Consider the following 22,183-nt stretch of genomic DNA (forward strand, 5'->3'; position numbering starts at 1 on the left):
AGCCCCGAACTCACTCCGCCGGCTTCGGCGGGGCGTTCTTCACATACTGGTCCAGCCAGCGGGTCATCTCCCACAGGGTGTGGCCGACCGATTCCCGCGCGCGGTATCCGTGCGCCTCCAGCGGCAGGGTGACGTAACGCGCCGTCGCCCCCAGCCCCTTCAGCGCCGCATAGAAGCGCTCGGACTGCACCGGGAAGGTGCCCGAGTTGTCGTCCGCCTCGCCGTGGATCAGCAGGATCGGCTCGTTCAGCTTGTTCGCATAGGTGAAGGGCGACATCTCGGCATAGACCTCGGTCGCCTCCCAATAGTTGCGCTGCTCGGACTGGAAGCCGAACGGCGTCAGCGTCCGATTATAAGCCCCCGACCGCGCGATCCTGGTGCGGAACAGATCGCTGTGCGCCAGCAGGTTCGCGGTCATGAAGGCGCCGTAGCTGTGGCCGCCGACTGCGATCCGGTCGCGGTCCGCCACGCCCATGCCGACCACCGCATCGACCGCGGCCTTTGCGTCGGCGACCAGCTGCTCGACATAGGTGTCGTTCGGCTCGGCCCCATCCTTGCCGATGATGGGCATGGAGGGGTTGTCGAAGATCGCATAGCCCTGGGTCAGCAGGAACAGATGGCTGGACCCGCCGGGCCGTACGAACCGGTTCTGCACGTCCACCGTCTGGCCCGCCACCGCCGCATCGGTGAACTCGGCCGGATAGGCCCACATCAGCATCGGCAGCGGCCCGTCGCGGTGCTTGTCATAACCGGCCGGCAGATACAGCGTCCCCGACAGCTTGACCCCGTCGGCCCGCTCATAGGTCACCAGTTGCCGCGTCGCCTCGGCCAGCTGCGGCGCCGGATCGGGGAAGTTGGTCAGCCGCGTGGTCTGGCCCGTCGTCAGATCGCGGATCTGCAGGTTGGGCGGATCCAGCCGCGTCTCGCGCTGCGTCACCACCCGCTTGCCGTCCGCATCCAGGAAGCCGACCACCGCCTCGTAATCCGTGTTGGCCGAGGTCCACAGCCGTTCGCTGCGTCCCGTCGCCGGGTCCATCGCGGCCAGGAAGGGGAACTCGCCCTGGGGCGTCGCGCCCGCCCCCGACATCAGGATGCGCCCCTGCGGATCGAAGCGGATCACCGACCGTCCTTGAGCATTCGGCTGGGTCACCGGCTGGCCCGGATTGTCGTAGCGCGCCTGATAGTTCCGCTCCAGCAATACCCGGCCCTCGCCGGGATTGGACGGATCCACCACGAAGCGCGTCTCATGCCGGGTGTTGAACCAGCGGCTGTTGACGATCGCCAGGTCGTCCCGGCCCCAGACGACGCCGCCGTACCGTTCCTTCAGGTCGATCAGCTTCACGGGCTCGGCCGTGAACGGCGCGGCCTGCATGAAGACCCGGTCCCGGAACTCGGCCTCGCGCCGGATGTCCCCACCGTCCAGCGCCTCGACCCAGGTCAGGGTCGCCGGCGCATCGGCCCGCCACGCGACCGAGCGCGGCCCCGGCGCCACGGCGTCGAAGGCGGTCGGCACATCGTCCCTCAGCGGCAGGTCGGCGACCGTGCGCACCACGCGACCGTTCAGATCCGTCACCACGATCTCGGTCGGGAACAGGTCGTCCGGCACCGCATAGGAATAGGGCCGCTTGGCGATCTCATGCAGGATGTATTTGCCGTCCGGCGACACCGACGCGTCCAGATAGACCGCCGGCGCCCCGATCGTCCGTGCACGGCCTTTCAGCGGAACCAGCGTCAGCTGACTGGTGAAATAATGGTCGAACAGGGCCTCGTCGCCGGGGTTCGACAACAGGTCCTGATAGGTCCGCACCGGCGCGACCCGCCCTGCCGTCTCCTCGATGTTCGGCCCCGTGGGCGCCGCCGTCACGTCCGGCGCCGGACCGCGTCCCGCCGGCACCGCCTCGACCAGCAGACCCGAACTGTCGGGCAGCCATTCATAGCCCGTTCCGCCCGTCATATTGACCACCGGATCGGTCAGCTTCCTCGCCCGCGCCGAGGCCACATCCACGACCCACAGCTCCAGCCCCGTCGGCCGGTCCAGCACGAAGGCCAGCGACTTGGCGTCCGGCGAGAACCGCGGCGCCGTGAACCGCGCGCCGTCGGGCAGGGCCACGACGCGAGGTTGCCCGCCATCCACCGCCTGCAGGCTCAGACCCGTCAGCCACGCCACCCGGCTTTCGGCCGCGCCATTGTTCCTCGGATTGATCCGCGTCCCCGCCAGCCGCAGCATCGGCTCGGCCAGGGCCTTGATGCTGGGCAGGTTCGACCGATCCATCAGCACCAGCGTCCGCCGATCCGGGCTCAGCATCGACGACGGCGTCGGCTTGGCGTCCAGGATGTCCGCGATCGGCGCCGGCGGCTGCTGATAGACCATCGGTCCTGCAGCCGGCGCCGCGTTCTGGACCCCCGCGTTTTGGGCTAACGCCCCACCCGCAACGCCGCTCAGCAACACCGCCGCCAGAAGCAGCCCAACCCCACGTCCACGCATCATCATCGTCTGAAGTCCCCACAAATCCCGAACCCCAGACCTACCCCCGCCCGCACGCCGGCGCCAACCCGTTTTGGCGTTACAGTGTCACATTGGCGCGGCGACGCCCACGCCTGGCCCAATTGATCCTCGACATACCGCTGATATTTCAGATTGCCGATTTTGGGCTTCGGCGTTAAGTTTCGCTGGAAACATCGGGGGGTGTGTCATGGCGACTGCGAACAGGATGGGTGGGGCCGACCGTACGCCGGACCGCGTCTTTCCGGGGCTGGCCGTCGTCATGGCGCTTGTCGTCGTGGCGGGCTTTTCGCTTCAGCTAGCCATGGGCCGCTCCAGCTTTAAGGCTCCGCTGCTGGTGCACGCCCACGCCGTGGTCTTCATGGGCTGGGTCGTCATCTTCCTGGTTCAGAACCTGTTGATCGCCACGGGCCGGCTGCGTTGGCACCGACCGCTGGGCTGGCTGGCGGCTGCATGGCTGGCGCCCATGCTGATCCTGGGCTGGCTGGTCACCGAGGCCATGGTGCGTCGGGGCGACGCGCCCTTCTTCTTCCGGCCCTTGCAGTTTCTGGTCTTCGACCCCGTGTCGCTCGCGACCTTCGTCGGCCTCACCGTCGCGGCGGTGTGGCTTCGTCGGTCAACGGACTGGCACCGCCGCCTGCACTATTCCGCCATGGCGATCCTGCTGGGGCCGGCGGTCGGTCGGCTTTTGCCCATGCCCTTGCTGATCCCCTGGGCCTGGGAGGCGACCACGCTCGTCACCCTGGCGTTTCCAGTCATCGGCATGATCATCGATCTGGCGAAGACCCGCCGGATCCACCCCGCCTGGTTCTGGGGTCTGGGGGTTCAGATCGCCATGATCGCGGCGATCGAGGCCCTCACCTGGTCGCCGCTCGGTCTTCAGCTTTACCAGACCGTCACGGCCGGTTCTCCCGGCGCGACCGTCGCGCCGCTCGCCTTCCCCACGCCCCCCGGTCCGCCGCCAGGGGTCTGAGCACGACGATGAGGCGCAGACCGCGTCCCTACCCCGCCAGCAGCGCCTCGACCTGATCGCGCTCCGGCGCTGAGGGCTGCGCGCCCGGGCGGGTCGCGGCGAAGGCTCCGGCGGCGCAGGCGAAGCGCAGCGCCTCGGCCGGGTCCATGCCTTCCAGCAGGGCGACGGTGATGGCGGCGACGAAGGCGTCGCCTGCGCCTGTCGCATCAACCGCCTCTACGGCCGGCGGGGTCGCCCAGGCCATTTCGACGCCGCGCTGATACATGGCCGCGCCTCGGGCGCCCTTGGTGACGACGACCCGTCCCCCGCCCCGGTGCAGGCCGTCGCCATAGAAGGCCGCCTCGGTCTCGTTGACGACGATCAGGTCGGCGCGGCGCAGCAGCAGTTCCGACACCGGCGCGGCGGGCGCCAGATTGGCGCAGACGAAGCCCGTCGCCCGGCCCACCGCCGCCTCGACCGTCTCGATCGGCAGCTCCAGCTGTACGATCAGCGCGCCTTCGATCCGCTGCGGCAGCTGTTCAGGGGTGACCATATGGTTGGCGCCGGCCGCGACCACGATCTGGTTCTCGCCGGTCGGATCGACGGCGATCAGAGCCACCCCCGTCGGGGCCGCCACATCCACCTCCACCCCCGCCAGATCGACGCCCAGGTCCTCCATCAGGGCCAGGGCCTCGCCGGCCATGGCGTCGTTGCCGACCCGCCCGATCAGGCTGACCTCGGCCCCCAGCTTCTCGGCCGCCAGGGCCTGATTGGCGCCCTTGCCGCCGGGATGGCGCGCCAGGGTCGCCCCGGTCACCGTCTCGCCCGGCGCCGGCAGTTGGGGCGCAGTGGCCACCAGATCCAGGTTGATCGAGCCGACGACGGTGATCCTCATGCGCCGGCCTCCAGCGCCTGAGCCTTCAGAGCCTGAGCCTTCAGCTTGGCGACGATCAGGTCGAACACCCCTTGCGCGTCCACCGCGATCGCCCAGCGATGCCGCGCCGTCGTCGGATCGATCCGGAACTCCACCGCCGTATGCCCGCGCGTCAGGTCCGAGCCCGTCTCCACCTCGATCCGGCACGGCTTGGTTTCAAACAGCTCTGGCTGGATCAGCCAGGCGATGGGACAGGGGTCATGCAAGGGGGCTGCATCCCACCCCACGATTTCGCGCTCCACCCGCTGCGAGAACCGCAGCGTCGACGCCGCCGCCCGCGCGGCCTCGCTGTCGATGGCCTCTATCGCCGCGATCCGGTCCTCGGTCGCGCGCACCTGATGGGTCGCGTCCAGGCCGAAGGCGACGACCTGACACCCCGATCCGAACACCACCGCCGCCGCATCCGGATCGGCCCAGATGTTGAACTCGGCCGACGCGGTGACATTGCCGCCTTCCGACCGCGCCCCGCCCATGACCGCCACCGGCCCCAGTCGTGCGGCCAGCCGCCGCTCACGCCGCATCGCCAGCGCCAGATTGGTCATCGGCCCCAGGACGGCGATGGCGACCGAGCCTTCAGGCCGGCTCATCACCAAATCGACGATGGCGTTGGCGGCCGGCCCGTCGCCGACGATCCCCGTCGGTTCGAACGGCTCCAGATCGCCCAGACCCTCGACGCCGTGAAACTCGCCCGCCCCGGCCGGCGGACGTTTCAGCGGCCGCTCCGCCCCGCCGAACACCGGCACCTCCTCACGCCCGGCGATCTGGCGGATAATGCGCGCATTGCGCTGGGTCTTGGCGCCGGGGACATTGCCCCCGACCGTGGTTATGGCCAGCAGCTCCAGCTCGGGCGCGGCGAAGGCCAGAAACAGCGCCACGGCGTCGTCCACGCCGGGGTCGCAATCGATGATCAGGGACTGAATAGACACCGCCCATGACTAGGCAGGCCGGCCGCGCGGAGCAAGCCGCAACCGCGCCTCACACCCGACACGCCTCCACGCATGCCCGGGCCAGCACCTCGGCCGAATCGGTCAGGGGCAAGGCGGCGTCTTCGGCGCTCAGCAGCAGCGGCACCTCGGTGCAGCCCGCGATCAGCCCGTGCGCGCCCGCATCCGCCAGAGCTTGAGCCAGCCGCAACATCCACGCCCGCGCCGTCTCGCCGACATCGCCGCGCTTGACCCCGTAGACCAGGCCCATGAAGACCTCGCGGTCCGCGCCCTCCAGCAGCACCGTCTCGACCCCGCGCGCCGCCAGCGCCTGCGTGTAAAGCCGCTCGCCCCCCGGCGTCGCCAGCACCCCGATCCGCTTAACTCCAGAGGCCGCCGCATCCGCCGTCGCCGCGATCATGTCGATGAAGCCCAAGCCCCTCGCCTCGCACGCCGCGCGGATCCCGCCCGCCTGGGCGTGGGCGGTGTTGCACGGCATGGCGATCACCTCGGCCCCCGCCGCCGCCAGCCCCTCGGTCATCTGTCCCAGCACCACCTCGGCCTCGCCCGGCCGCGTGTTACGATCGGGCACCTGGGGGTTCAGGTCCATGACCACCCGGATGTGATCGGCGTCGCCTTCCGCCGGCGTCAGCGCCTGCACCCGCGCCAGAAACGCCACCGTCGCCGCCGGTCCCATGCCGCCGATCACGCCCAGGATCTTGCTCATCGCATCACGCCCCATCCCACGACCGCAGCGGCGGCCAGAACTGCCGGCACGGCGTAGCGGCTCTTCCAGGCCCACGCCACCGCCAGGGCGACCGCAAAGATCGCCACCGCCGCCATCGACGGCGCCCGCTGCAAGGTCGACCAGCCCAACTCCACGCTGGTCGCCGCTATGATGCCAACCACGGCGGCGGCGACCCCGGCCAGAACGTCATGCAGCCGCCGGTCCTCGACCACCGCCTCCAGCCGCTCATAGAAGATCATCGAAAAGGCGAAGGCGGGCGCGAACACCCCCGCCGTCATCGCCAGCGCCCCGCCCCAGCCAGCGACCACGAAGCCGACGAAGGTGCAAAAGATCACCAGCGGCGCCGGGATCACCCCCGCAAAGGCGATCCCGTCCAGAAACGCCCCATCGTCGATCAGCCCGCGCCCCACCGTATCGGCTCGCACATAGGGAATGGCGGTATAGGCGCCGCCGAACGTCAGCAGCCCCGCCCTCAGCCCCATCCAGAACATCGCGACCCAGCCGACGTCGCCCGCCGGCCCCGCCGTCTGTCCAAACACCGGCCCGCCGTCCCCCAGCCCGTGCACCGCAAAGGCTGCGAGAACCGCCAGCGCCACGACCCCGCCCGCCAGGCCGACCCGCCCGGCCCGAACCAGCACATAGACCGCCCCGCCCGCCGCCAGCACGATCCAGAACGCCGCCCCGGCCAGGGTCGCCGCAAAGCCGACGACGGCGACGGCCCACAGCCAGCGATCCTCCAGAATATGCGAGCCGATCTTGCAGACGGCGCGCACGATCACCGCGACCACCGCCGCCTGAACCCCCAGGAACGCCCCGGCCAGCAGGCTCACGACCGGCGACAGCGCCACATAGGCCCAGCCGATCCCCAGCATCAGGATCAGCCCCGGCAGCATGAACCCCAGGCCCGCCAGCAGACCGCCGATCCGCCCCCGCGCCCGCATGCCCATATGCACGCACAGCTCGTGCGCCTCCGGCCCCGGCAGGACCTGCAATACCGCCAGCAGCCGGTTGAACCGCGCGCTGGACATCCACCGATCCTGATCGACCAGCTCGCGCCGGATCATCGCGATCTGCGCCACCGGCCCGCCGAACGCCAGCAGCCCGAACCGCAGGAACCGCAGAAACACCGCCGCCAAAGACAGCGCCGGCGGGACAGGTTCGATCTCGCGCACCGTCACCCGCCGCCCCCGTCTTCACCGCCTCGAGCCCGCGCGATCCGATAGGGCCCCGCGCGCAGCGCCAGCGGCCGCCCCTTCCAGCTCAGTCGCACCGCGCCCGCGTCCACCAAGGCGTCCACCGCGGCGTGAACCTGCGGCATCGCCTCGCGCCACGCGCCGTCTTCGCCCGCGACCGCCCGCGCGACCTCGCTGGGGCAGACGGTGGCGTCCCCGGCCCTGGCGGCCAGCAGCGCCAGCGTCGCCTCGCGCGGGTCCATGACGGCCGGCGCGCCTACAGCGCCCCTTCGATCTCGGTCTGATAGCCGAACAGCCCCTGCGCCCCGCCGGTGTGCAGGAACACCACCGTCTCGCCCTTGAACTGCCCCGCCCGCGCCAGGGCGATCAGCCCCTTCATCGCCTTGCCGGAATAGACCGGGTCCAACACGATTCCGTCCAGACGCGCGGCCAGGGTCAGGGCGTCGATCACCCCCTGGTCGATCAGGCCATAGCCCTCGCCGACATAGTCGCAGTCGGCGACGACCATGTCGCGCGTCACCCGGCCCGGCTGGCCCAGCAGGGCGGCCGTCTCTTCGGCCAGTTTGAAGACGTTCGCCTCCTGCCGGTCCTTGGGCGCCCGCACCCCGATGCCCAGCACGGGAATATCCGCCCCCATGACCGCCAACCCGGCGACCAGGCCCGCATGGGTGCCCGCGCTGCCCGTCGCCGTCACGATGCGGTGGACCTCCAGATCCATCTCATCGGCCTGGACCACGATCTCGCGCGCGCAATCGACATAGCCCAAAGCCCCCATAGGGTTCGATCCGCCGCCCGGAATGACATAGGGCTTGCCGCCCCGCGCCCGCACCTCGGCCGCCGTCTTCTCCAGCTCGGCGACCATGTCCGTCCCGCCCGGCACGGTGCGCAGGGTCGCGCCGAACAGCCGGTCCAGCAGCACATTGCCGTTGCCGACATAGTCCGTCGCCCTGGACCCCGTCCGCTCTTCCAGAATGATCTCGCAGGCCAGGCCGTGCGCGGCGGCCGCCGCCGCCGTCTGGCGCACATGGTTTGATTGCACCGCTCCTTGCGTCACCAGGGTGTCGGCGTCCTCTTCGAACGCCGCGCCCAGCAGGAACTCTAGCTTGCGGGTCTTGTTGCCGCCGCCGGCCAGGCCGGTGCAGTCGTCGCGCTTGATCCACAGATCCAGACCCAACTCCTCCGACAGGCGGGGCAGCGGCTCCAGCGGCGTCGGCAGATGGGCCAGGCGGATGCGGGCGAAACGGGCGAGATGCATGGGACGGTTTCCTGTTCGCCGTCTTGATAGCCCGCGCCCGTGACATTCAAAAGCGCCGGACCCAGGCCGCTCGCCCTTCGTTCGCCCTCGACCTCAGCCCGGCGCGCCGGCCTCGGCCACACGCGTCGGCGCGACGAAGGCGGCGTCGCACAGGGCCTGGGCGAAGGCGTGGGACGTGACCGCCTGCCGGTCCATCAGGGCGTCCAGCACCCCGGCCCCCGCATCGACCGTCACGACCAGCGGATAACGCCCGACCACCTGACCGCCCTGCGCCGGATCGCGCAATTCGGCGGTCGCCCGCATCCGGTGTTCGGCGCGATCGCCGGCCAGAATGGCCAGGCGCGGCGCCCGGCTCAGCGCCTCTACATGGATGTTCAGGTTCAGCCGATGCCGGCCGCCGGCGCACAGCCCCATTTCGTTCAACACCTCTTCGTTGAAGGTGTCGGCGAAGTCGTCCTCGGCGTCCAGCCAGCCGGTCGTGGTCGTGACGCTGCCGATCCGCGCCTGCTCGGCCATGGCGGGCGACAGGGCCATCGGCGCGCCGCCGACATCCACCGAGGCGCAGGCCGTCAATCCCGCGCACGCCATGACCGCCAAAATGGCGGTCGTCTTGATCTGTTTCATCGTTCCCTCTCCCTCGATGACGCGACTAAGCTTGGCTGTGAATGAACACCGCCTGAACGCCGTTCGACAAGCGGGCCGGAGCCAAAGCCGGAGTCCAAGCGTTGCCGCCGCATGACCACCGCCGCGCTCCCTTTGGATCTGCAACGCGAGCGCGCCTATGTCCGCGATCTGGGCCGCGCCTTCGCCGGCGCCCTGGTGTTCAACATCCCGCTGTTGATGACGATGGAGATGTGGGCGCAGGGCGTGATCATGGACCGCTGGCGGCTGCTGACCTTCATCGTCGCCGGCCTGCCGCTGCTTTACGGCCTGGCCTATTACGCCGGATTCTCGAAACGGCGCGGCCCCGTCAACGATGTGCTGGACACCGCCGTGGCCCTGGCCGTCGGCTTCATCACCGCCTCGGTGCTGCTGATCCTGTTCGGTGTCGTCGAATGGGACGCGCCGCCGCGCGAGGGCCTGGGCATGGTCGCGCTTCAGGCCATTCCCGGCGCCATGGGCGCGCTTCTGGCCCGGCGTCAGCTCAGCGGGGACGGCGGAGGCGACACCGACGAGGATCAAGCCTCCTATTTCGGCGAACTGTTCCTGATGGCGGCCGGCGCCCTGTTCTTCGCCCTGAACGTCGCCCCGACCGAAGAGATGATCCTGATCGCCTACAAGGCGACGCCCGCCCACATCCTGGCCCTGATCGCCGTCTCCATTCTCCTGCTGCACCTGATCGTCTTCAAGGCCGGCTTCGCCGGTCAGGAAGAGGCCGATCATCCGATCAAGGCCTTCCTGCATTTCACCCTGCCCGGCTACGCCATCGCCCTGGCCGTCAGCCTGTTCACCCTGTTCCTGTTCGGCCGCACCGACGGCCATGCCGTCGCCGGCGTGGTCCAGACCATGGTCGTCCTGGGCTTCCCCGCCGCCATCGGCGCCGCCGCCGCCCGTCTGTTGGTCTGACCCCATGCCCACGAAGAAGAAGCCCGCCGCATCGCCTCGCCCCCTGTTGCAATGGGGCATGGCCTTGCTCGGCGCCGTCATCACCCTAACCGCCATCGGCATCGTGGTGTGGGAGGCGCTGCAGCCCACGGCGCCGCCCGCGCTCAGCGCCCGTATCGTCGCCGTGGACGTCACCGCCGCAGGCCAGGTCGCGACCGTCCGGGTCCAGAACGACGGCGACGACACCGCCGCCGCCGTGGATATCGAAGGGGTTCTGGGCGACCAGACCGCGACCGCCAGCCTGGACTACGTCCCGGGCCACGGCCACGCCAAGGCCTACCTCCGCTTCGACGCCGATCCGCGCGCGGCGGCCGTCTCGGTCAAGGGCTGGTCGGCGCCCTAGAGGGCGTTCAGGCCGCCTGGGCCAGAACCGCGTCCTGCATCCGCTCGATCGTCTGCTGAGGCGCGCCGGCGCCGTCCACCGTGGCCCGCAGCGTCTCCTCCAGCGCCGGGGTCACGCGCACGCTGGCCATGGTCCAGCCGGAAAAGCCGCGCGTTGGGATCGGCTTACGTTCGATCACCACCACCTCGTCATGGCGCGGATCGCCCGCCAGCCGCGTCATCAGCCGGTCCAGATCTTGCGCCGCGCCTTCCAGCACCTGCAGGAACCGTCCGTCGTGGATCAGCAGCGCCCCGGTCAGGTCGTCGCGCGCATTGTTCCGCTGCGACGTGGCCAGGATGTCCACCTGCATCATCAGGCTGTCCGAATTGCCCCGCGCGCGGCTGGTGTAGAGGACGCGTTCCAGGTTCAGGCTCATATCCTCGTTTCACTCACGCGACGCCGGCGCCCGGCTCAAGCTTTGCGCATAGCCCAATAAATCCGACGTGCCTACAAGGACTTATGTGCGTTTTCGGACAACTCGACATCCGCTGCGACGCGGGTTAGCCTGCAGGCGTTCTCCGGGGGGTCGCAATCGAGCGGCTGAGATAGAGGTTTCTCCTCTGACCCGTCGAACCTGATCCGGGTCATGCCGGCGAAGGGATGAGTAACGCTATCGGTCCTCACGCCACAGGACCCTCGCGCCCGACGTCGGCGGACCTCAAACCGTTTGAGGCCGCCATGAACATCCAAGTCACCCCGCCCGCCCCGCCCGAAGAGCCCAATGTCGAGTTGGCTCTGAAAGACGCGCGCGAGGAGGTCATGCGCGAGACCGGGACCATCCCCACCGGCGAACGGGCCGGCAGCCGCAAGGTCTATGTCGCCGGCGAACTCTATCCCGACATCCGCGTCCCCTTCCGCGAGGTCGCCGTCCACCCGAGCGCCAACGAGCCGCCGGTGACCATCTATGACTCATCGGGCCCCTATACCGACCCGACCGTGACTATCGACATCAAGCGCGGCCTGCCCCACGTCAAATCCAGCTGGCAGCGGGATCGCGGCGACATCGCCCCGGTCGCCAATCCGCGCGAGGTCAAGCCCGAGGACAACGGCCATGCGTCGGGCCGCCACCTGGCGCCGCGCTTCGACACGTCCAACCACCGCGTCTTCAAGGGCGTCGAGGGCCGCCCGGTCACCCAGTACGAATATGCGAAGGCCGGCGTCATCACGCCCGAGATGGAATATGTCGCCATCCGCGAGAACCTGCGCCGCGAGCAGAACAGCCCCTGCATTCGCGACGGCGAGGATTTCGGCGCCGCCATCCCCGACTTCGTGACGCCCGAGTTCGTGCGGCAGGAGATCGCCCGCGGCCGCGCCATCATCCCGCACAACATCAACCACCCCGAAGTCGAGCCGATGATCATCGGCCGCAACTTCCTGGTGAAGATCAACGCCAACATCGGCAACTCCGCCGTCCTGTCCTCCGTGGACGATGAGGTCGACAAGCTGGTCTGGGCCACCCGCTGGGGCGCCGACAACGTCATGGACCTGTCGACGGGCCGCAACATCCACAACATCCGCGACTGGATCATCCGCAACTCGTCCGTCCCCATCGGCACCGTCCCCATCTATCAGGCGCTGGAGAAGGTGAACGGCATAGCCGAGGACCTGACGTGGGAGGTGTTCCGCGACACCCTGATCGAACAGGCCGAACAGGGCGTGGACTATTTCACCATCCACGCGGGCGTGCGCCTGCCCTTCGTGCCGATGACGGCCAAGCGGGTGACGGGCATCGTCTCGCGCGGCGGCTCCATCATGGCCAAATGGTGCCTGGCCCACCACAAGGAGAGCTTCCTCTACGAGCATTTCGAGGACATCTGCGACATCATGCGCGCCTATGACGTGTCATTCAGCCTGGGCGACGGCCTGCGCCCCGGCTCGATCGCCGACGCCAATGACGAGGCCCAGTTCGCCGAGTTGCGCACCCTTGGCGAACTGACCAAGATCGCCTGGGCCAAGGGCTGCCAGGTCATGATCGAGGGCCCCGGCCATGTGCCGATGCACAAGATCAAACAGAATATGGACGAGCAGCTGAAGCACTGCCACGAGGCGCCCTTCTATACGCTTGGCCCCCTGACCACCGACATCGCGCCGGGCTATGACCACATCACCTCCGCGATCGGCGCGGCCATGATCGGCTGGTTCGGCACGGCCATGCTCTGCTACGTCACGCCCAAGGAGCATCTGGGCCTGCCGGATCGTCAGGACGTCAAGGACGGCGTCATCACCTACAAGATCGCCGCCCACGCCGCCGACCTGGCCAAGGGCCACCCCGCCGCCCGCCTGCACGACGACGCCCTGTCACGCGCCCGGTTCGAGTTCCGCTGGGAGGATCAGTTCAACCTGGGGCTGGACCCCGAAACCGCCCGCAAATACCACGACGCCACCCTTCCCAAGGAAGCCCACAAGACCGCCCACTTCTGCTCCATGTGCGGACCCAAGTTCTGCTCGATGAAGATCAGCCAGGACATCCGCGACGCCGCCAAGGCCCAGAACGACGCCGGCGCCTCCCTGTCGGAAGCCGAAGCCGGCATGGCCGAAATGAGCGCGAAGTTCAGGGCCGGCGGCGGGCAGATTGAGGTAAGACGTCTCGACAACTAGGAGGCGAGCAGCATAGCTTGCCCTGGGAGGAATTTTCGATGGCGCTAACGAGTTCTTGGGTGGGGGCGGCCAACCGCATCCCCGAAGTTTTCGGCAAAATCCGAGACGGGCAAGCACCTGCTCAAGTCACAAATCAGCTTCTGAAAGATTGGGGTTTTTCGTCCTCTGCCGATCGAGCCTTCTTGCCTCTCCTCAAGTCGTTGGGCTTCCTAACGCCTACCGGCCAACCAACTCAGAGATACCACGACTACCGAGATCATTCCCGATCACAAGCCATTATGGGCGAAGCATTGAAGGAGGCGTACCATGACCTCTTTCTCATCAAGGCGCATCCGACCAAAAGCGATCAAGCGGCTATTACGGGGAAGTTTAAGAGCTATCACAACGCTAGCGATGACGTGGCCCAACGCATGGCTAAGACGTTTTTTTGCGTTGTTAGCTCTGGCCGACCTCAATGGGACAGCAACGGGCTCCGCGCCCGCGCCACAGGAACCAGAAGGATCAGCCCCAGAACCTAGCGCGCCTAGCGCCGCTCCGGTCCATACGGTCAGCATGCCTGGAATAGGACTTCACTATAACATTCAGATCCATCTGCCAGCGACCAAAGATGTCGAGGTCTACAACTCGATATTCAAGTCTCTGAAAGAACACTTCGTTGAATAATGATCAGCTGAGATCCTATCTCTTCCGAGGGCTCCTATTCGAGTCTGAAGCAGCAATTTTTCAACGGGCCGGAATCCAGATCGGTGCAAGCGAAGCCGCTGAGGCGGAATCGCTCCTCGAACAGTCGCTCGCGCCTTTCAGCGTCCAGAGACGTAACGCCGCGTTGGATATGGCTCGGCTGTATGCCTTGCTTTTTTGCTTCGAGAACGAAATCCGGGATTTCATTCGCGAAAGACTTCAGGAAGCCGACGGCGACGACTGGCAGTCCACTTTACCGAACAAAATCATCCAGTTTGCTGAAGGCCGGAAAGCTACCGCATTAAAAGATTCGTGGCTCGAAGGACAGAAAACGGACATTCTAGGCTTCGTGGATTTCGGGCAATTGGGCCAAATCATCGTCGCCAAATGGGATTGTTTCAAGGACGTGGTTCCGTCTCAACACTGGCTTTCGCAGCGTATGGACGAAATTGAGAAGGCACGGCACTTCGTCGCCCACAACAGGATGTTGTTGCCGAGCGAATTCGCACGGCTTTACATGTACATTTCTGATTGGAATCGGGTCATCGGTTTGTAGAGGGCGGTGATATATGCCTGTCGAGAGATGGTTTCTCCAGAAGGGAAACGGCCATCAAGTCGCCAATCGCCGAAAGGCCATGGCGTTCGTGGCCGAGATGTTGCCGGACGTCACGCCTCTCGACGAGCGGACGGTCGGCTTTCCGCCCTACGGAACCTGTCACTTCGCGGCCTACACCGATCCTCTTGGCGCGATGATTTCGACGCCAAATCGCGACGACAACGTCTTCGGCACAAGCGATTGGCATGCCCGGGATCGGATCATGATGTTCCATGATTTCGGGGACGGTCGAGTTGGGCTCTTTGTCTGCCCGATCAAACCTCTATTCGAGCATCGGACCATCGGCCATCACGGCGTCAAGTGGCCAGACGTGATCAAGTTAGCGGAGTTTAAGCACGTCTTCAGGCCGGAGTGATGCCCACCCTCGTCCTCCTCGCCGGACCGAACGGCGCCGGCAAGACCACCTTCATCAACGGCTTCCTGCGGGAGCGCACGGAGACGTTTCAGTTCGTCAATCCGGATGAAGTTGCCCGTGGCCTGACCGGCGACGGCCCGGCGCGCGATCTCGCGGCCGGGCGTCTGGTTTTGGAGCGGCTGGACGTGCTGACGCGCGCCGGGGCGGATGTGATTCTTGAAACCACTCTGGCGACGCGCTCGCATGCCGTTCGCATTCGGCATTGGCGGGCGCTCGGCTATCGGGTGGAACTGGTCTATCTGCGCCTGCCCAGCGCCGACTATTCGGTTGCGCGCGTCGCGCGCCGGGTTGCGCGCGGGGGACACGGCATTCCCGAGGAGACCCTGCGCCGCCGCTTCCTGCTCAGCGCCGAGTATCTCGAAACGACCTACAAGCCTGCCGTCGATGCCTGGAAAATCTACGCCAATGGCGACGACGGTCTCGATCTGCTAGATTGGGGACCGCGATGAACAAGATGCTGATCGATCACGAGACCGCGCTGAAGGCCGCGCGCCGCGCCGCCGAGATGGCGAAGCATGGCACGCGCGAGGAGCAGTCCGGCAAGTTCCTGCCGCCTCCCGGCTGGAAGGGGCATCTGGTCACCGCCGCCGACGCCGCGCCTGCGCCGAAAAAACAGGCCTAAGCTTTCCCTCTCCCGTTGGGAGAGGGCTTGAGCGTCCAAGAGCGAAGCGATTGGAAACGCGAAAGGGTGAGGGTCGGCCCTCGCCGCAGACACACAACCCTCACCCTTTGGCTGCTTCGCGCCGCCCTTCGGGTCGGCTAGCGCATCGCTGCGCTCTGCGAGCCTCAGGCCCTCTCCCAACGGGAGAGGGAATGCACAGCTAGCCCCGCTACCTATGCACGACGTCCCTGCCCCGGCCGTTGAAATCCCTCGCCTTTCGCGAAATCGACGCCCTCTACCCTATCACGATGTCGGCCGGCCTTAGACTGGCGGCGCGTCCTGTGTCGGGCGCGGGCGACAGGCCGGGGATGGGATGGACGACGACCACAGCTATGACGACGGCGGGTTCGAGGGGCCGCGCGATCCGTTTTACGATGCGATGACCCAGCAGGCGCTGGATCAGATCCGCATCCTGCGCGAGGCGGGTCTGGAGCAGACGTATCGCGACGCCCTGCATCATGATTCCTCGCCCGAGGCCGAGGCGGCCTTCTGGCGCGCGCACGGCCTGCCGATGCATCTGTTGCGGCTGCCCGATCTGGCTGCCTCGGACCCCGCCGCGCGCGCGGCCGACCGGGTGCAGAACCGGGGCTATCGCCGCCTGTCGAAAGAGGCGTGGGAGGCGGCGGGCACGGCCTATCTGGCGGGATCCACGGCCGAGGAGGTCAGCGCCGTCTATGGCATGGCGGTCAGCACCTTTCGCGCCCGCGCCAGGGACGAGGGCTGGCGGCGCGAGGATCAGCCCGATCCGCTTCGTGAGCAGATCGACCTGGAGGCCGAGACGGCTGAGGGTTTGCCCGACTATGGGGCCATGGCGGCCCACGCCCTGGTGCGGCTGAACCGGGCGCTTCAGGCCGGGCGCGCGCTGGAGGCCGCGCGCTGGGTGCGGCTGCACGCCGACCTGACCCGGATGGCGGCCGCCCCGCCCGCACCTTCGTCTCCGCCCCCGCCCAAGCCGCCGGCCCAACCGAAGGAACCCGACCTGGGCGAGCGCGCCGCCGCCGTCGCCGAACAGGTCGGCCAGATCGCTCGCGAAGCCTGCGCCCTCAAACGCGGCGATTACGCCGGCCGCAACGCCCTGATGGCCCGCCTCGAGGCGCTTGACGACCTGAAACCGGCCCCGAGATCAGACGAATTAGACGAAATAGACGGTGTTTTTGTCCCCCGACCGCCGGACTGACCGTCTCCTCCCCATCGCCTGCGATGGGGAGGGGGACCGCGCCCTTCGGGCGGGGTGGAGGGGCTCTTGAGGCCTCCAGACGTCGATTTTACAGAAGGAACCCCTCCGTCACGGCGCCAAGCGGCGCCGCGCCACCTCCCCGCTGCGCAGGGAGGAGACGGCCTAGACCTCCGACGCGATCTTGCGCAGGGCCTCTTCGAACACCGAGGCCGGCTGGCCGCCCGAGATCAGATATTTGCCCTCGACCACCACGGCCGGGACCGAGGTGATGCCGCGTGCGCGCCACAGGTCTTCGGCCTGACGCACGGCCTGGGCGTAGCGGCCCGAGGCCAGCACCTCGCCCGCCTCGGCCCGGTCCAGCCCGGCCTTTTCGGCGGCGGTGGTCAGGACGCCGGCGTCGGTCAGGTTGCGGTTCTCGGTGAAGTGGGCGGTGAACAGCGCCTGTTTCAGGGCCTTCTGAGCATCTTTGATTCCTTGGCCGGGCCCCGTCTCGCGCGCCCAGTGCAGCAGCCGGTGGGCGTCGAAGGTGTTCCAGATGCGGCTGTCGTCGGTCATGCGCATGTCGAAGCCCACCTCGCCCGCTCGCTCGCGGATCATGGCGCGGTTGGCGGCGGACTGCTCAGGGCTCGCGCCGTATTTGCGGCCGATGTGTTCGACGATGTTCTCGCCCTCGGGCGCGATCTGGGGGTTCAGCTCGAACGGCTGAAAGGCGATGTCGGCGGCGATCCCCTCGTCCTTCAGCGCGTCCAGGGCCGTGTCCAGCCCGCCCAGCCCCACGACGCACCAGGGGCAGACGACGTCGGAGACGAAGTCGATCTTCAGGGTCTTGAGCGGAGCGTTCATGGCGCGGCCTTCTGGAACAGCGTGTGTTGCATAAGGATATGGGAAGCATGACCACGAACGCCAGACCGTCTCCTCCCCACTTTGTGGGGAGGGGGACCCCGAAGGGGTGGAGGGGCTCTTTGACATCCCACCGACATCGGGGATGCGGTGCAGAACCCCTCCGTCACGGCGCGAAGACGCGCCGCGCCACCTCCCCAAGGAATGGGGAGGAGACGGAAGCCTCAGCCGATCTTCAGATCCCGCGGCGGGCGGATCCGGCGCCAGCGCGCCTCCACGAAGGCGAAGGCGCCGAAGGCCATCAGCCCCGCCGCCGTCAGCCCCAGGATCCACGGTCCGCCCGGCTGGGCCTCCAGCGCATCCAGCGCCGCCGCCGTCGTCGTCACCTCGCCTGAACGTGCGTGCAGCCCCGCCAGAACCACGAACACGCCCAAGGGCAGATAGGCGAACCCTCGCGCCGCATAGCCCGCCCGCGCCAGCGCCGTCGCCGCGCCACAGAAGGCCTTGGGACAGGCCAGGGCGTCGTCGAAGTCGTCGCGGATGGCCCTGACGATGTTGCCCACGCCGACCCCCAGCACCACCAGCCCAGCCCCGATCAGCAGCAGCTCGCCGAACGGCATCCCCAGCAGCATGGCCGCCTTCTCCTGGTTCTCGGCCACGCTCTCGGCCTGGGCCGTCGAGGCGTTCGTCGCCTCGCCGAACTCGTCCAGATATTCGAACACGCCGGACGCCAGCACACCGTAGAACAGGCCGCTGACCGCTTGGCCCGCCCGCGTCGTCCAGCCCTTCAGGTCCGTCCCCTCATGATCCGCGTCGAACACCGCCTGCAACACCCGCCAGCCGACGAAGGCCCACAGGCCCAGCCCCAGCAGCACCAGCCAGACCTTGCCGAACGGCTGCTCGGCCAGCCAGCCCGCCGCCCCGCTAGTCCCCACCGCATCGCCGATCCGGTCCGTCGCCGCCAGCAGGGTCAGCGCCCCCGCCGACAGGTAAACGAAGCCTCGCGCCCCATAGCCGACGCGGGCCGCCCATTCGATCAGGGTCGCCAGCGGCGGCAGGCGAAGGGTCTTGGCGGCGTTCATGATGTCTCCCACGTCAGGACGCCCTCAACGCGCCGGCCAAGGCAAAGGCTCCGCTTCGACCCTGTGTCGACATCCGACAGACACCGGCGGGCGTATGCCGCTACGGTTCTCCTCCTTGGGAACCGTTCGCTTGAACATCTACGAGTTTCACTTCTTCGACGAGGCGGATCGCCGTCCGCTGCTCGACTTTTTCGACGGCGCTGACGATGCGGCGGCGCTGGAAGCCGCGCGGTTTCAACTGTCGCGCCATGCCTCCTGTGCGGGCGTCGAAGTGTTGGAAGCCGGGCGTCTGGTCGGCCGCGTCACTCGCTGAGCCCTCGCTCTTTGCCCGATCGCGTACACAGCGCAGTAAAGCCACGACTTTTCCCCAGAAAGCCGCGTGACATATAGCAACGCTGTGTCGAGTTTCGACAGACGCCGCGCTCAGATCGCCTTATGCGCGAACTTATGAACCGCCTTTCGCCTGGCAACCGATTGATCCAAGGGCTGAACCCCGACGATCGCGACGCGCTCCTCGCCATCGCCACGCCGGTGGACTTCGCGCCCGGCCAGGTCTTCTGCGAACCTGACGACGCCATCGAGCACCTGCATTTCATCGACAGCGGCTTCTGCTCCTCGGTCGCGGTGCTGGAAGACGGCCGGACCGTGGAGACCGTGATGATCGGGCGCGAGGGCGTGCTGGGCGTCGTCGCCTCGGCCGTGCCGCACCATGCCCACACCCGCAGCGTGGCCCAGGTCGCCGGGACGGCGCGCCGGGTGGACGCCGCCAAGTTCCGCGCCCTCTCGGCTCAGCGACCTGGCGTTCGCGATGCCGTCGCCGACTACATGGCGCGGCTTCAGGGTGAGTTGGAGCAGTCGGCCGCCTGCAACGCCCTGCACCACGCCGGGCAGCGGTTTGCCAAATGGCTGCTGCGCTGCCACGACCGTGTCGAGGGCGACACCCTGAATCTGACGCAAGAGTATCTGGCCTCCATGCTGGGCTCGCAGCGGACTACGGTGAACGAGGCGGCGCAGGGGCTTCAGAAGGCGGGGGCCATCGCCTATTCGCGCGGCCGGATCACGGTGCTGGATCGCGCCGCCTTGGAAAGGGCGGCCTGCGAATGCTATCGCCGGGGCGGAGACCGGCAGCCCTAGTCGACCTGGGCAGCAGGCAGTTCGAGCACCGCCTTCAGCCCGCCCATGTCGCTGTCCGACAGCATCAGCCGCCCACCGTAGGCGCGCGTCAGGTCGTCCACGATCGACAGGCCCAAGCCCGACCCCGGCGCGCTCTCGTCCAGCCGCGCGCCGCGCTGCATGACCGTGTCGCGCTGATTCGCCGGCAGGCCCGCGCCGTCGTCTTCGACTACCAGGATCATCTGGCCCAGGCCGCTGCCGCCCGCCGAGACGCGCACTCGGCGCCTGGAGAATTTGGCGGCGTTCTCGATCAGATTGCCCAGGATTTCCTGCAAATCCTGACGCTCTCCCAGAAAGGACAGGCTGTCTGGCGCGCGCCAGTCGATCTCGACGTTCTTGTCGCGGAAAACCTGTTCGATCATGACCGCCAGTTCGTCCAGCACCTCGGCGACGGGCGTCGTCTCGCCCAGACCGTGGGCGGCGCGGGCGGCGGCGCGGGCGCGGCGCAGGTGGTGATCGACCTGGCCCTGCATGATCTTGGTCTGGCGTCGCACCAGTTCGGGCAGATCGCCCTCGCTCGTCCCCGCCTCGGCCAGCATGACGGAGATCGGCGTCTTCAACGCATGGGCCAGGTTGCCGACGTGGGTGCGCTGGCGATCCACGACCTCCTGATTGTGATCCAGCAGGCGGTTCACCTGCTCGGCCAGCGGCTGGATTTCCTGCGGATAGGAGCGGCCGATCCGCGCCGACCTGCCCTTGCGCACGTCCGCGATCTCGTTGCGCAGGTCGAAAAGCGGGCGCAGGCCGATGCGTACCTGGATGAAGACCGCCGATACCAGTCCCAGCCCCAGGATCAGGAAGGCGATCCAGGTCACGCGCGCGAACTGGCGCGTGTCGGCGTCGACGTCGGAACGATCCAGCGCGGCGATGAAGATGACCGGATGTTCGTGCCGGGGGATGGACTTCATGCTGGCGGCGACGCGCAGCGGCTCGCGCGTCTCGGCGTCGTCCTTGGGCCCGGTAGTGTTGAAGGTGATGACGTCGCCGAAGGCCGCATCCAGACGCGCGGGCAGGTCGGCGGGCAGGGCCAGGTCATAGCGCCACAGCGAGGTCGATCGCGCCAGGCTGACCAGCCGCCCGTCGGGGCGAACCTCCATGATCTGCCAGTATTTGCCCGACAACAGCCGCAGAGTTCTGGCGTCCTGGATCTGCGGAATGGCTTCGCCTTGCGGCGTGCGACTGGCGCCAACCACAATCTCGTCGATCGTCTCATTCAGCATGGCGCCCAGACGCCGCAGGGCGGATTCCTGAAAGGCCTGGGTCAGCACCAGCGCTGAAATGACCAGAGCGACCAAGATCCAGGCCGAGGCCAGCCAGATCAGCCGACGCGTCAGGGAGCGACCGGGGCGACCGAACCAGCGCCCCCAGTCGTGGAGCGCGTCGGCGTTAGGTTTCGAAGCTGCCGCCTCGGTCACGCCGGGTCGGATTCGCCCGCCAGCGGCGTCAGCCGATAGCCGAGGCCGCGCACGGTCTCGATCCGGTCCGATCCGACCTTCTTGCGCACCCGGCCGATGAAGACCTCGATGGTGTTGGAATCACGGTCGAAGTCTTGATCGTAGAGGTGTTCGACCAGTTCGGTGCGACTGATGACGCGGCCCTGATGCATCATCATGTAGTGCAGCAGCCGGTATTCCAGCGAGGTCAGGCGCAGGGGCTCGCCATTGACACTGGCCCGCGCCGCGCGGGGATCAAGCCGCAAGCCGCCGCACGACAAGGTCGCCGAGGCGATGCCCGCCGAGCGGCGCAGCAGCGCCCGCAGACGCGCCAGCAGCTCTTCGGTATGGAAGGGCTTGGTCAGGTAGTCGTCGGCGCCGGCGTCGAAGCCCGCCACCTTGTCCGACCAGGCGCCGCGCGCCGTCAGGATCAGGACCGGCGTCGTCTTGCCCTCGCGCCGCCAGCGCTCCAGCACCGACACGCCGTCGATCTTGGGCAAACCCAGGTCCAGGACGATGACGTCATAAGGCTCGTTCTCGCCCAGATAATGGGCTTCCTCGCCATCCGGCGCATGGTCCACGGCATAGCCCGCGTCGCCCAGCGCCGCCTTAAGCTGACGCGACAGATCCGCGTCGTCCTCGACCAGAAGCACGCGCATCAGTTCGGCCTGCGACGTTGATTGTTGTTGTCCGGGCGCGCCTGTCCGGTCTGGCCGTCGACGACGACCTCACGCACGCGTCCGTCGCGTTCGACCAGGACGGAATAGTTGCCGTCGCGGCGGGGTTGGGTGTCGATGGGGCGACCGCCGCCGGCCTCGCCGCCACGACGGCGGGCCTCGTCGGGACTGACGCGCGGACCACGGTCCTGCGAGCGTTGATCCTGGTCGCGCGACTGGGCCTGCGCCGCCGTCGTCATGATGGGCGCAAAGGCCAGACCAAGAGCCAGGGCCAGGGCCGGAGGGGCGATCAGGTGAGGGGCGGGTTTACGAAACATGGCGACCGATCTAGTCCC

General features: G+C 67.8%; 26 protein-coding genes and 1 riboswitch. Of the genes, 12 read left to right on the top strand and 14 right to left on the bottom strand.

Translation table 11 applies throughout. From position 1 onward, the window contains the following. Positions 1 to 10: 10 nt before the first annotated feature. Complete coding sequence (locus HNP47_RS10165; RefSeq protein ID WP_184279454.1) at positions 11 to 2,491, bottom strand: prolyl oligopeptidase family serine peptidase; 2,481 nt, start codon at positions 2,489 to 2,491, stop codon at positions 11 to 13. Between the two features lie 202 nt (positions 2,492 to 2,693). Here HNP47_RS10165 and HNP47_RS10170 point away from each other — a divergent pair, with 202 nt between their 5' ends. Beyond that, positions 2,694 to 3,476: a hypothetical protein gene (locus tag HNP47_RS10170; RefSeq protein ID WP_221415068.1), complete on the top strand. Its 783-nt coding sequence runs from the start codon at positions 2,694 to 2,696 to the stop codon at positions 3,474 to 3,476. 28 nt (positions 3,477 to 3,504) lie between these two features. On the opposite strand, the gene HNP47_RS10175 is transcribed toward HNP47_RS10170, so the two are convergent. The 7 genes from HNP47_RS10175 to HNP47_RS10205 form a co-directional block, all read right to left on the bottom strand. Then, positions 3,505 to 4,350 carry a ribokinase gene (locus HNP47_RS10175; RefSeq protein ID WP_184279455.1) on the bottom strand — a complete coding sequence of 282 codons (846 nt, stop codon included), beginning with the start codon at positions 4,348 to 4,350 and terminating at the stop codon, positions 3,505 to 3,507. Then, positions 4,347 to 5,315, bottom strand: a complete 969-nt coding sequence (locus tag HNP47_RS10180; RefSeq protein ID WP_184279456.1) for a nucleoside hydrolase — start codon at positions 5,313 to 5,315, stop codon at positions 4,347 to 4,349. Before HNP47_RS10180 ends, HNP47_RS10175 begins: the two co-directional genes overlap by 4 nt. 49 nt (positions 5,316 to 5,364) lie before the next feature. After that, positions 5,365 to 6,039 (bottom strand): aspartate/glutamate racemase family protein, encoded by a 675-nt coding sequence (locus HNP47_RS10185; RefSeq protein WP_184279457.1) that lies wholly within the window; start codon positions 6,037 to 6,039, stop codon positions 5,365 to 5,367. Continuing rightward, complete coding sequence (gene chrA / locus HNP47_RS10190; RefSeq protein WP_311770068.1) at positions 6,036 to 7,232, bottom strand: chromate efflux transporter; 1,197 nt, start codon at positions 7,230 to 7,232, stop codon at positions 6,036 to 6,038. Before chrA ends, HNP47_RS10185 begins: the two co-directional genes overlap by 4 nt. Before the next feature lie 2 nt (positions 7,233 to 7,234). Further along, positions 7,235 to 7,495, bottom strand: a complete 261-nt coding sequence (locus tag HNP47_RS10195; protein ID WP_184279459.1) for a DUF3253 domain-containing protein — start codon at positions 7,493 to 7,495, stop codon at positions 7,235 to 7,237. Between the two features lie 14 nt (positions 7,496 to 7,509). Next, a complete protein-coding gene (locus HNP47_RS10200; protein WP_184279460.1) occupies positions 7,510 to 8,508 on the bottom strand; it encodes a D-cysteine desulfhydrase in 999 nt (332 codons plus the stop codon). A 93-nt stretch (positions 8,509 to 8,601) separates the two neighbouring features. After that, positions 8,602 to 9,132 (bottom strand): hypothetical protein, encoded by a 531-nt coding sequence (locus HNP47_RS10205; RefSeq protein ID WP_184279461.1) that lies wholly within the window; start codon positions 9,130 to 9,132, stop codon positions 8,602 to 8,604. Between the two features lie 111 nt (positions 9,133 to 9,243). Here HNP47_RS10205 and HNP47_RS10210 point away from each other — a divergent pair, with 111 nt between their 5' ends. Then, positions 9,244 to 10,074 carry a TIGR02587 family membrane protein gene (locus tag HNP47_RS10210; protein ID WP_184279462.1) on the top strand — a complete coding sequence of 277 codons (831 nt, stop codon included), beginning with the start codon at positions 9,244 to 9,246 and terminating at the stop codon, positions 10,072 to 10,074. Positions 10,075 to 10,078: 4 nt separating this feature from the next. Beyond that, entirely contained in the window at positions 10,079 to 10,456 is a 378-nt protein-coding gene (locus tag HNP47_RS10215) for a hypothetical protein (protein ID WP_184279463.1), read from the top strand. Positions 10,457 to 10,463: 7 nt separating this feature from the next. On the opposite strand, the gene HNP47_RS10220 is transcribed toward HNP47_RS10215, so the two are convergent. After that, on the bottom strand, positions 10,464 to 10,871 hold the full coding sequence (locus tag HNP47_RS10220; RefSeq protein WP_184279464.1) for a BLUF domain-containing protein: 408 nt from the start codon (positions 10,869 to 10,871) through the stop codon (positions 10,464 to 10,466). A gap of 133 nt (positions 10,872 to 11,004) precedes the next feature. Then, a riboswitch (TPP riboswitch) is annotated at positions 11,005 to 11,114 on the top strand. 140 nt (positions 11,115 to 11,254) lie between these two features. On the opposite strand from HNP47_RS10220, the gene thiC reads away from it, so the two are divergent. The 7 genes from thiC (at position 11,255) to HNP47_RS10255 (ending at position 16,643) form a co-directional block, all read left to right on the top strand. Next, complete coding sequence (gene thiC, locus HNP47_RS10225) at positions 11,255 to 13,093, top strand: phosphomethylpyrimidine synthase ThiC (RefSeq protein WP_184279737.1); 1,839 nt, start codon at positions 11,255 to 11,257, stop codon at positions 13,091 to 13,093. A gap of 38 nt (positions 13,094 to 13,131) precedes the next feature. Continuing rightward, the gene (locus HNP47_RS16585) at positions 13,132 to 13,611 is read left to right on the top strand and encodes a DUF5343 domain-containing protein (protein WP_409360157.1); all 480 of its coding nucleotides are present in this window, start codon (positions 13,132 to 13,134) and stop codon (positions 13,609 to 13,611) included. Positions 13,612 to 13,748: 137 nt separating this feature from the next. After that, the gene (locus HNP47_RS10235; RefSeq protein WP_184279466.1) at positions 13,749 to 14,330 is read left to right on the top strand and encodes a Swt1 family HEPN domain-containing protein; all 582 of its coding nucleotides are present in this window, start codon (positions 13,749 to 13,751) and stop codon (positions 14,328 to 14,330) included. A gap of 79 nt (positions 14,331 to 14,409) precedes the next feature. Beyond that, positions 14,410 to 14,745, top strand: a complete 336-nt coding sequence (locus HNP47_RS10240) for a hypothetical protein (protein ID WP_184279467.1) — start codon at positions 14,410 to 14,412, stop codon at positions 14,743 to 14,745. Next, positions 14,745 to 15,254 (top strand): AAA family ATPase, encoded by a 510-nt coding sequence (locus HNP47_RS10245; RefSeq protein WP_184279468.1) that lies wholly within the window; start codon positions 14,745 to 14,747, stop codon positions 15,252 to 15,254. Before HNP47_RS10240 ends, HNP47_RS10245 begins: the two co-directional genes overlap by 1 nt. Beyond that, positions 15,251 to 15,427 (top strand): hypothetical protein, encoded by a 177-nt coding sequence (locus HNP47_RS10250; RefSeq protein WP_184279469.1) that lies wholly within the window; start codon positions 15,251 to 15,253, stop codon positions 15,425 to 15,427. The genes HNP47_RS10245 and HNP47_RS10250 overlap by 4 nt, the downstream gene beginning before the upstream one ends. Positions 15,428 to 15,779: 352 nt before the next feature. Beyond that, positions 15,780 to 16,643, top strand: coding sequence for a hypothetical protein (locus HNP47_RS10255; protein ID WP_184279470.1), 864 nt, complete (start codon positions 15,780 to 15,782; stop codon positions 16,641 to 16,643). 162 nt (positions 16,644 to 16,805) lie between these two features. Here the strand turns inward: HNP47_RS10255 and HNP47_RS10260 are convergent, their stop codons facing one another. After that, the gene (locus tag HNP47_RS10260) at positions 16,806 to 17,486 is read right to left on the bottom strand and encodes a DsbA family oxidoreductase (RefSeq protein WP_184279471.1); all 681 of its coding nucleotides are present in this window, start codon (positions 17,484 to 17,486) and stop codon (positions 16,806 to 16,808) included. A 221-nt stretch (positions 17,487 to 17,707) separates the two neighbouring features. Then, entirely contained in the window at positions 17,708 to 18,565 is an 858-nt protein-coding gene (locus HNP47_RS10265; RefSeq protein WP_184279472.1) for a DUF1206 domain-containing protein, read from the bottom strand. A gap of 130 nt (positions 18,566 to 18,695) precedes the next feature. Here HNP47_RS10265 and HNP47_RS10270 point away from each other — a divergent pair, with 130 nt between their 5' ends. Together HNP47_RS10270 and HNP47_RS10275 are read left to right on the top strand one after the other, a co-directional pair. Next, complete coding sequence (locus HNP47_RS10270; protein WP_184279473.1) at positions 18,696 to 18,878, top strand: hypothetical protein; 183 nt, start codon at positions 18,696 to 18,698, stop codon at positions 18,876 to 18,878. A 122-nt stretch (positions 18,879 to 19,000) separates the two neighbouring features. Then, complete coding sequence (locus HNP47_RS10275; protein WP_184279474.1) at positions 19,001 to 19,699, top strand: Crp/Fnr family transcriptional regulator; 699 nt, start codon at positions 19,001 to 19,003, stop codon at positions 19,697 to 19,699. Here HNP47_RS10275 and HNP47_RS10280 read toward each other — a convergent pair. The 3 genes from HNP47_RS10280 to HNP47_RS10290 are packed head-to-tail and all read right to left on the bottom strand — an operon-like array spanning position 19,696 to position 22,165. After that, entirely contained in the window at positions 19,696 to 21,153 is a 1,458-nt protein-coding gene (locus tag HNP47_RS10280; RefSeq protein ID WP_184279475.1) for a sensor histidine kinase, read from the bottom strand. The genes HNP47_RS10275 and HNP47_RS10280 overlap by 4 nt on opposite strands. Further along, entirely contained in the window at positions 21,150 to 21,830 is a 681-nt protein-coding gene (locus HNP47_RS10285; protein ID WP_017505887.1) for a response regulator transcription factor, read from the bottom strand. Before HNP47_RS10285 ends, HNP47_RS10280 begins: the two co-directional genes overlap by 4 nt. After that, the gene (locus HNP47_RS10290; protein ID WP_184279476.1) at positions 21,830 to 22,165 is read right to left on the bottom strand and encodes a hypothetical protein; all 336 of its coding nucleotides are present in this window, start codon (positions 22,163 to 22,165) and stop codon (positions 21,830 to 21,832) included. The genes HNP47_RS10285 and HNP47_RS10290 overlap by 1 nt, the downstream gene beginning before the upstream one ends. Positions 22,166 to 22,183 lie beyond the last annotated feature (18 nt).

Source organism: Brevundimonas vesicularis, assembly GCF_014204545.1.
Taxonomy (GTDB): Bacteria; Pseudomonadota; Alphaproteobacteria; order Caulobacterales; family Caulobacteraceae; genus Brevundimonas; species Brevundimonas vesicularis_B.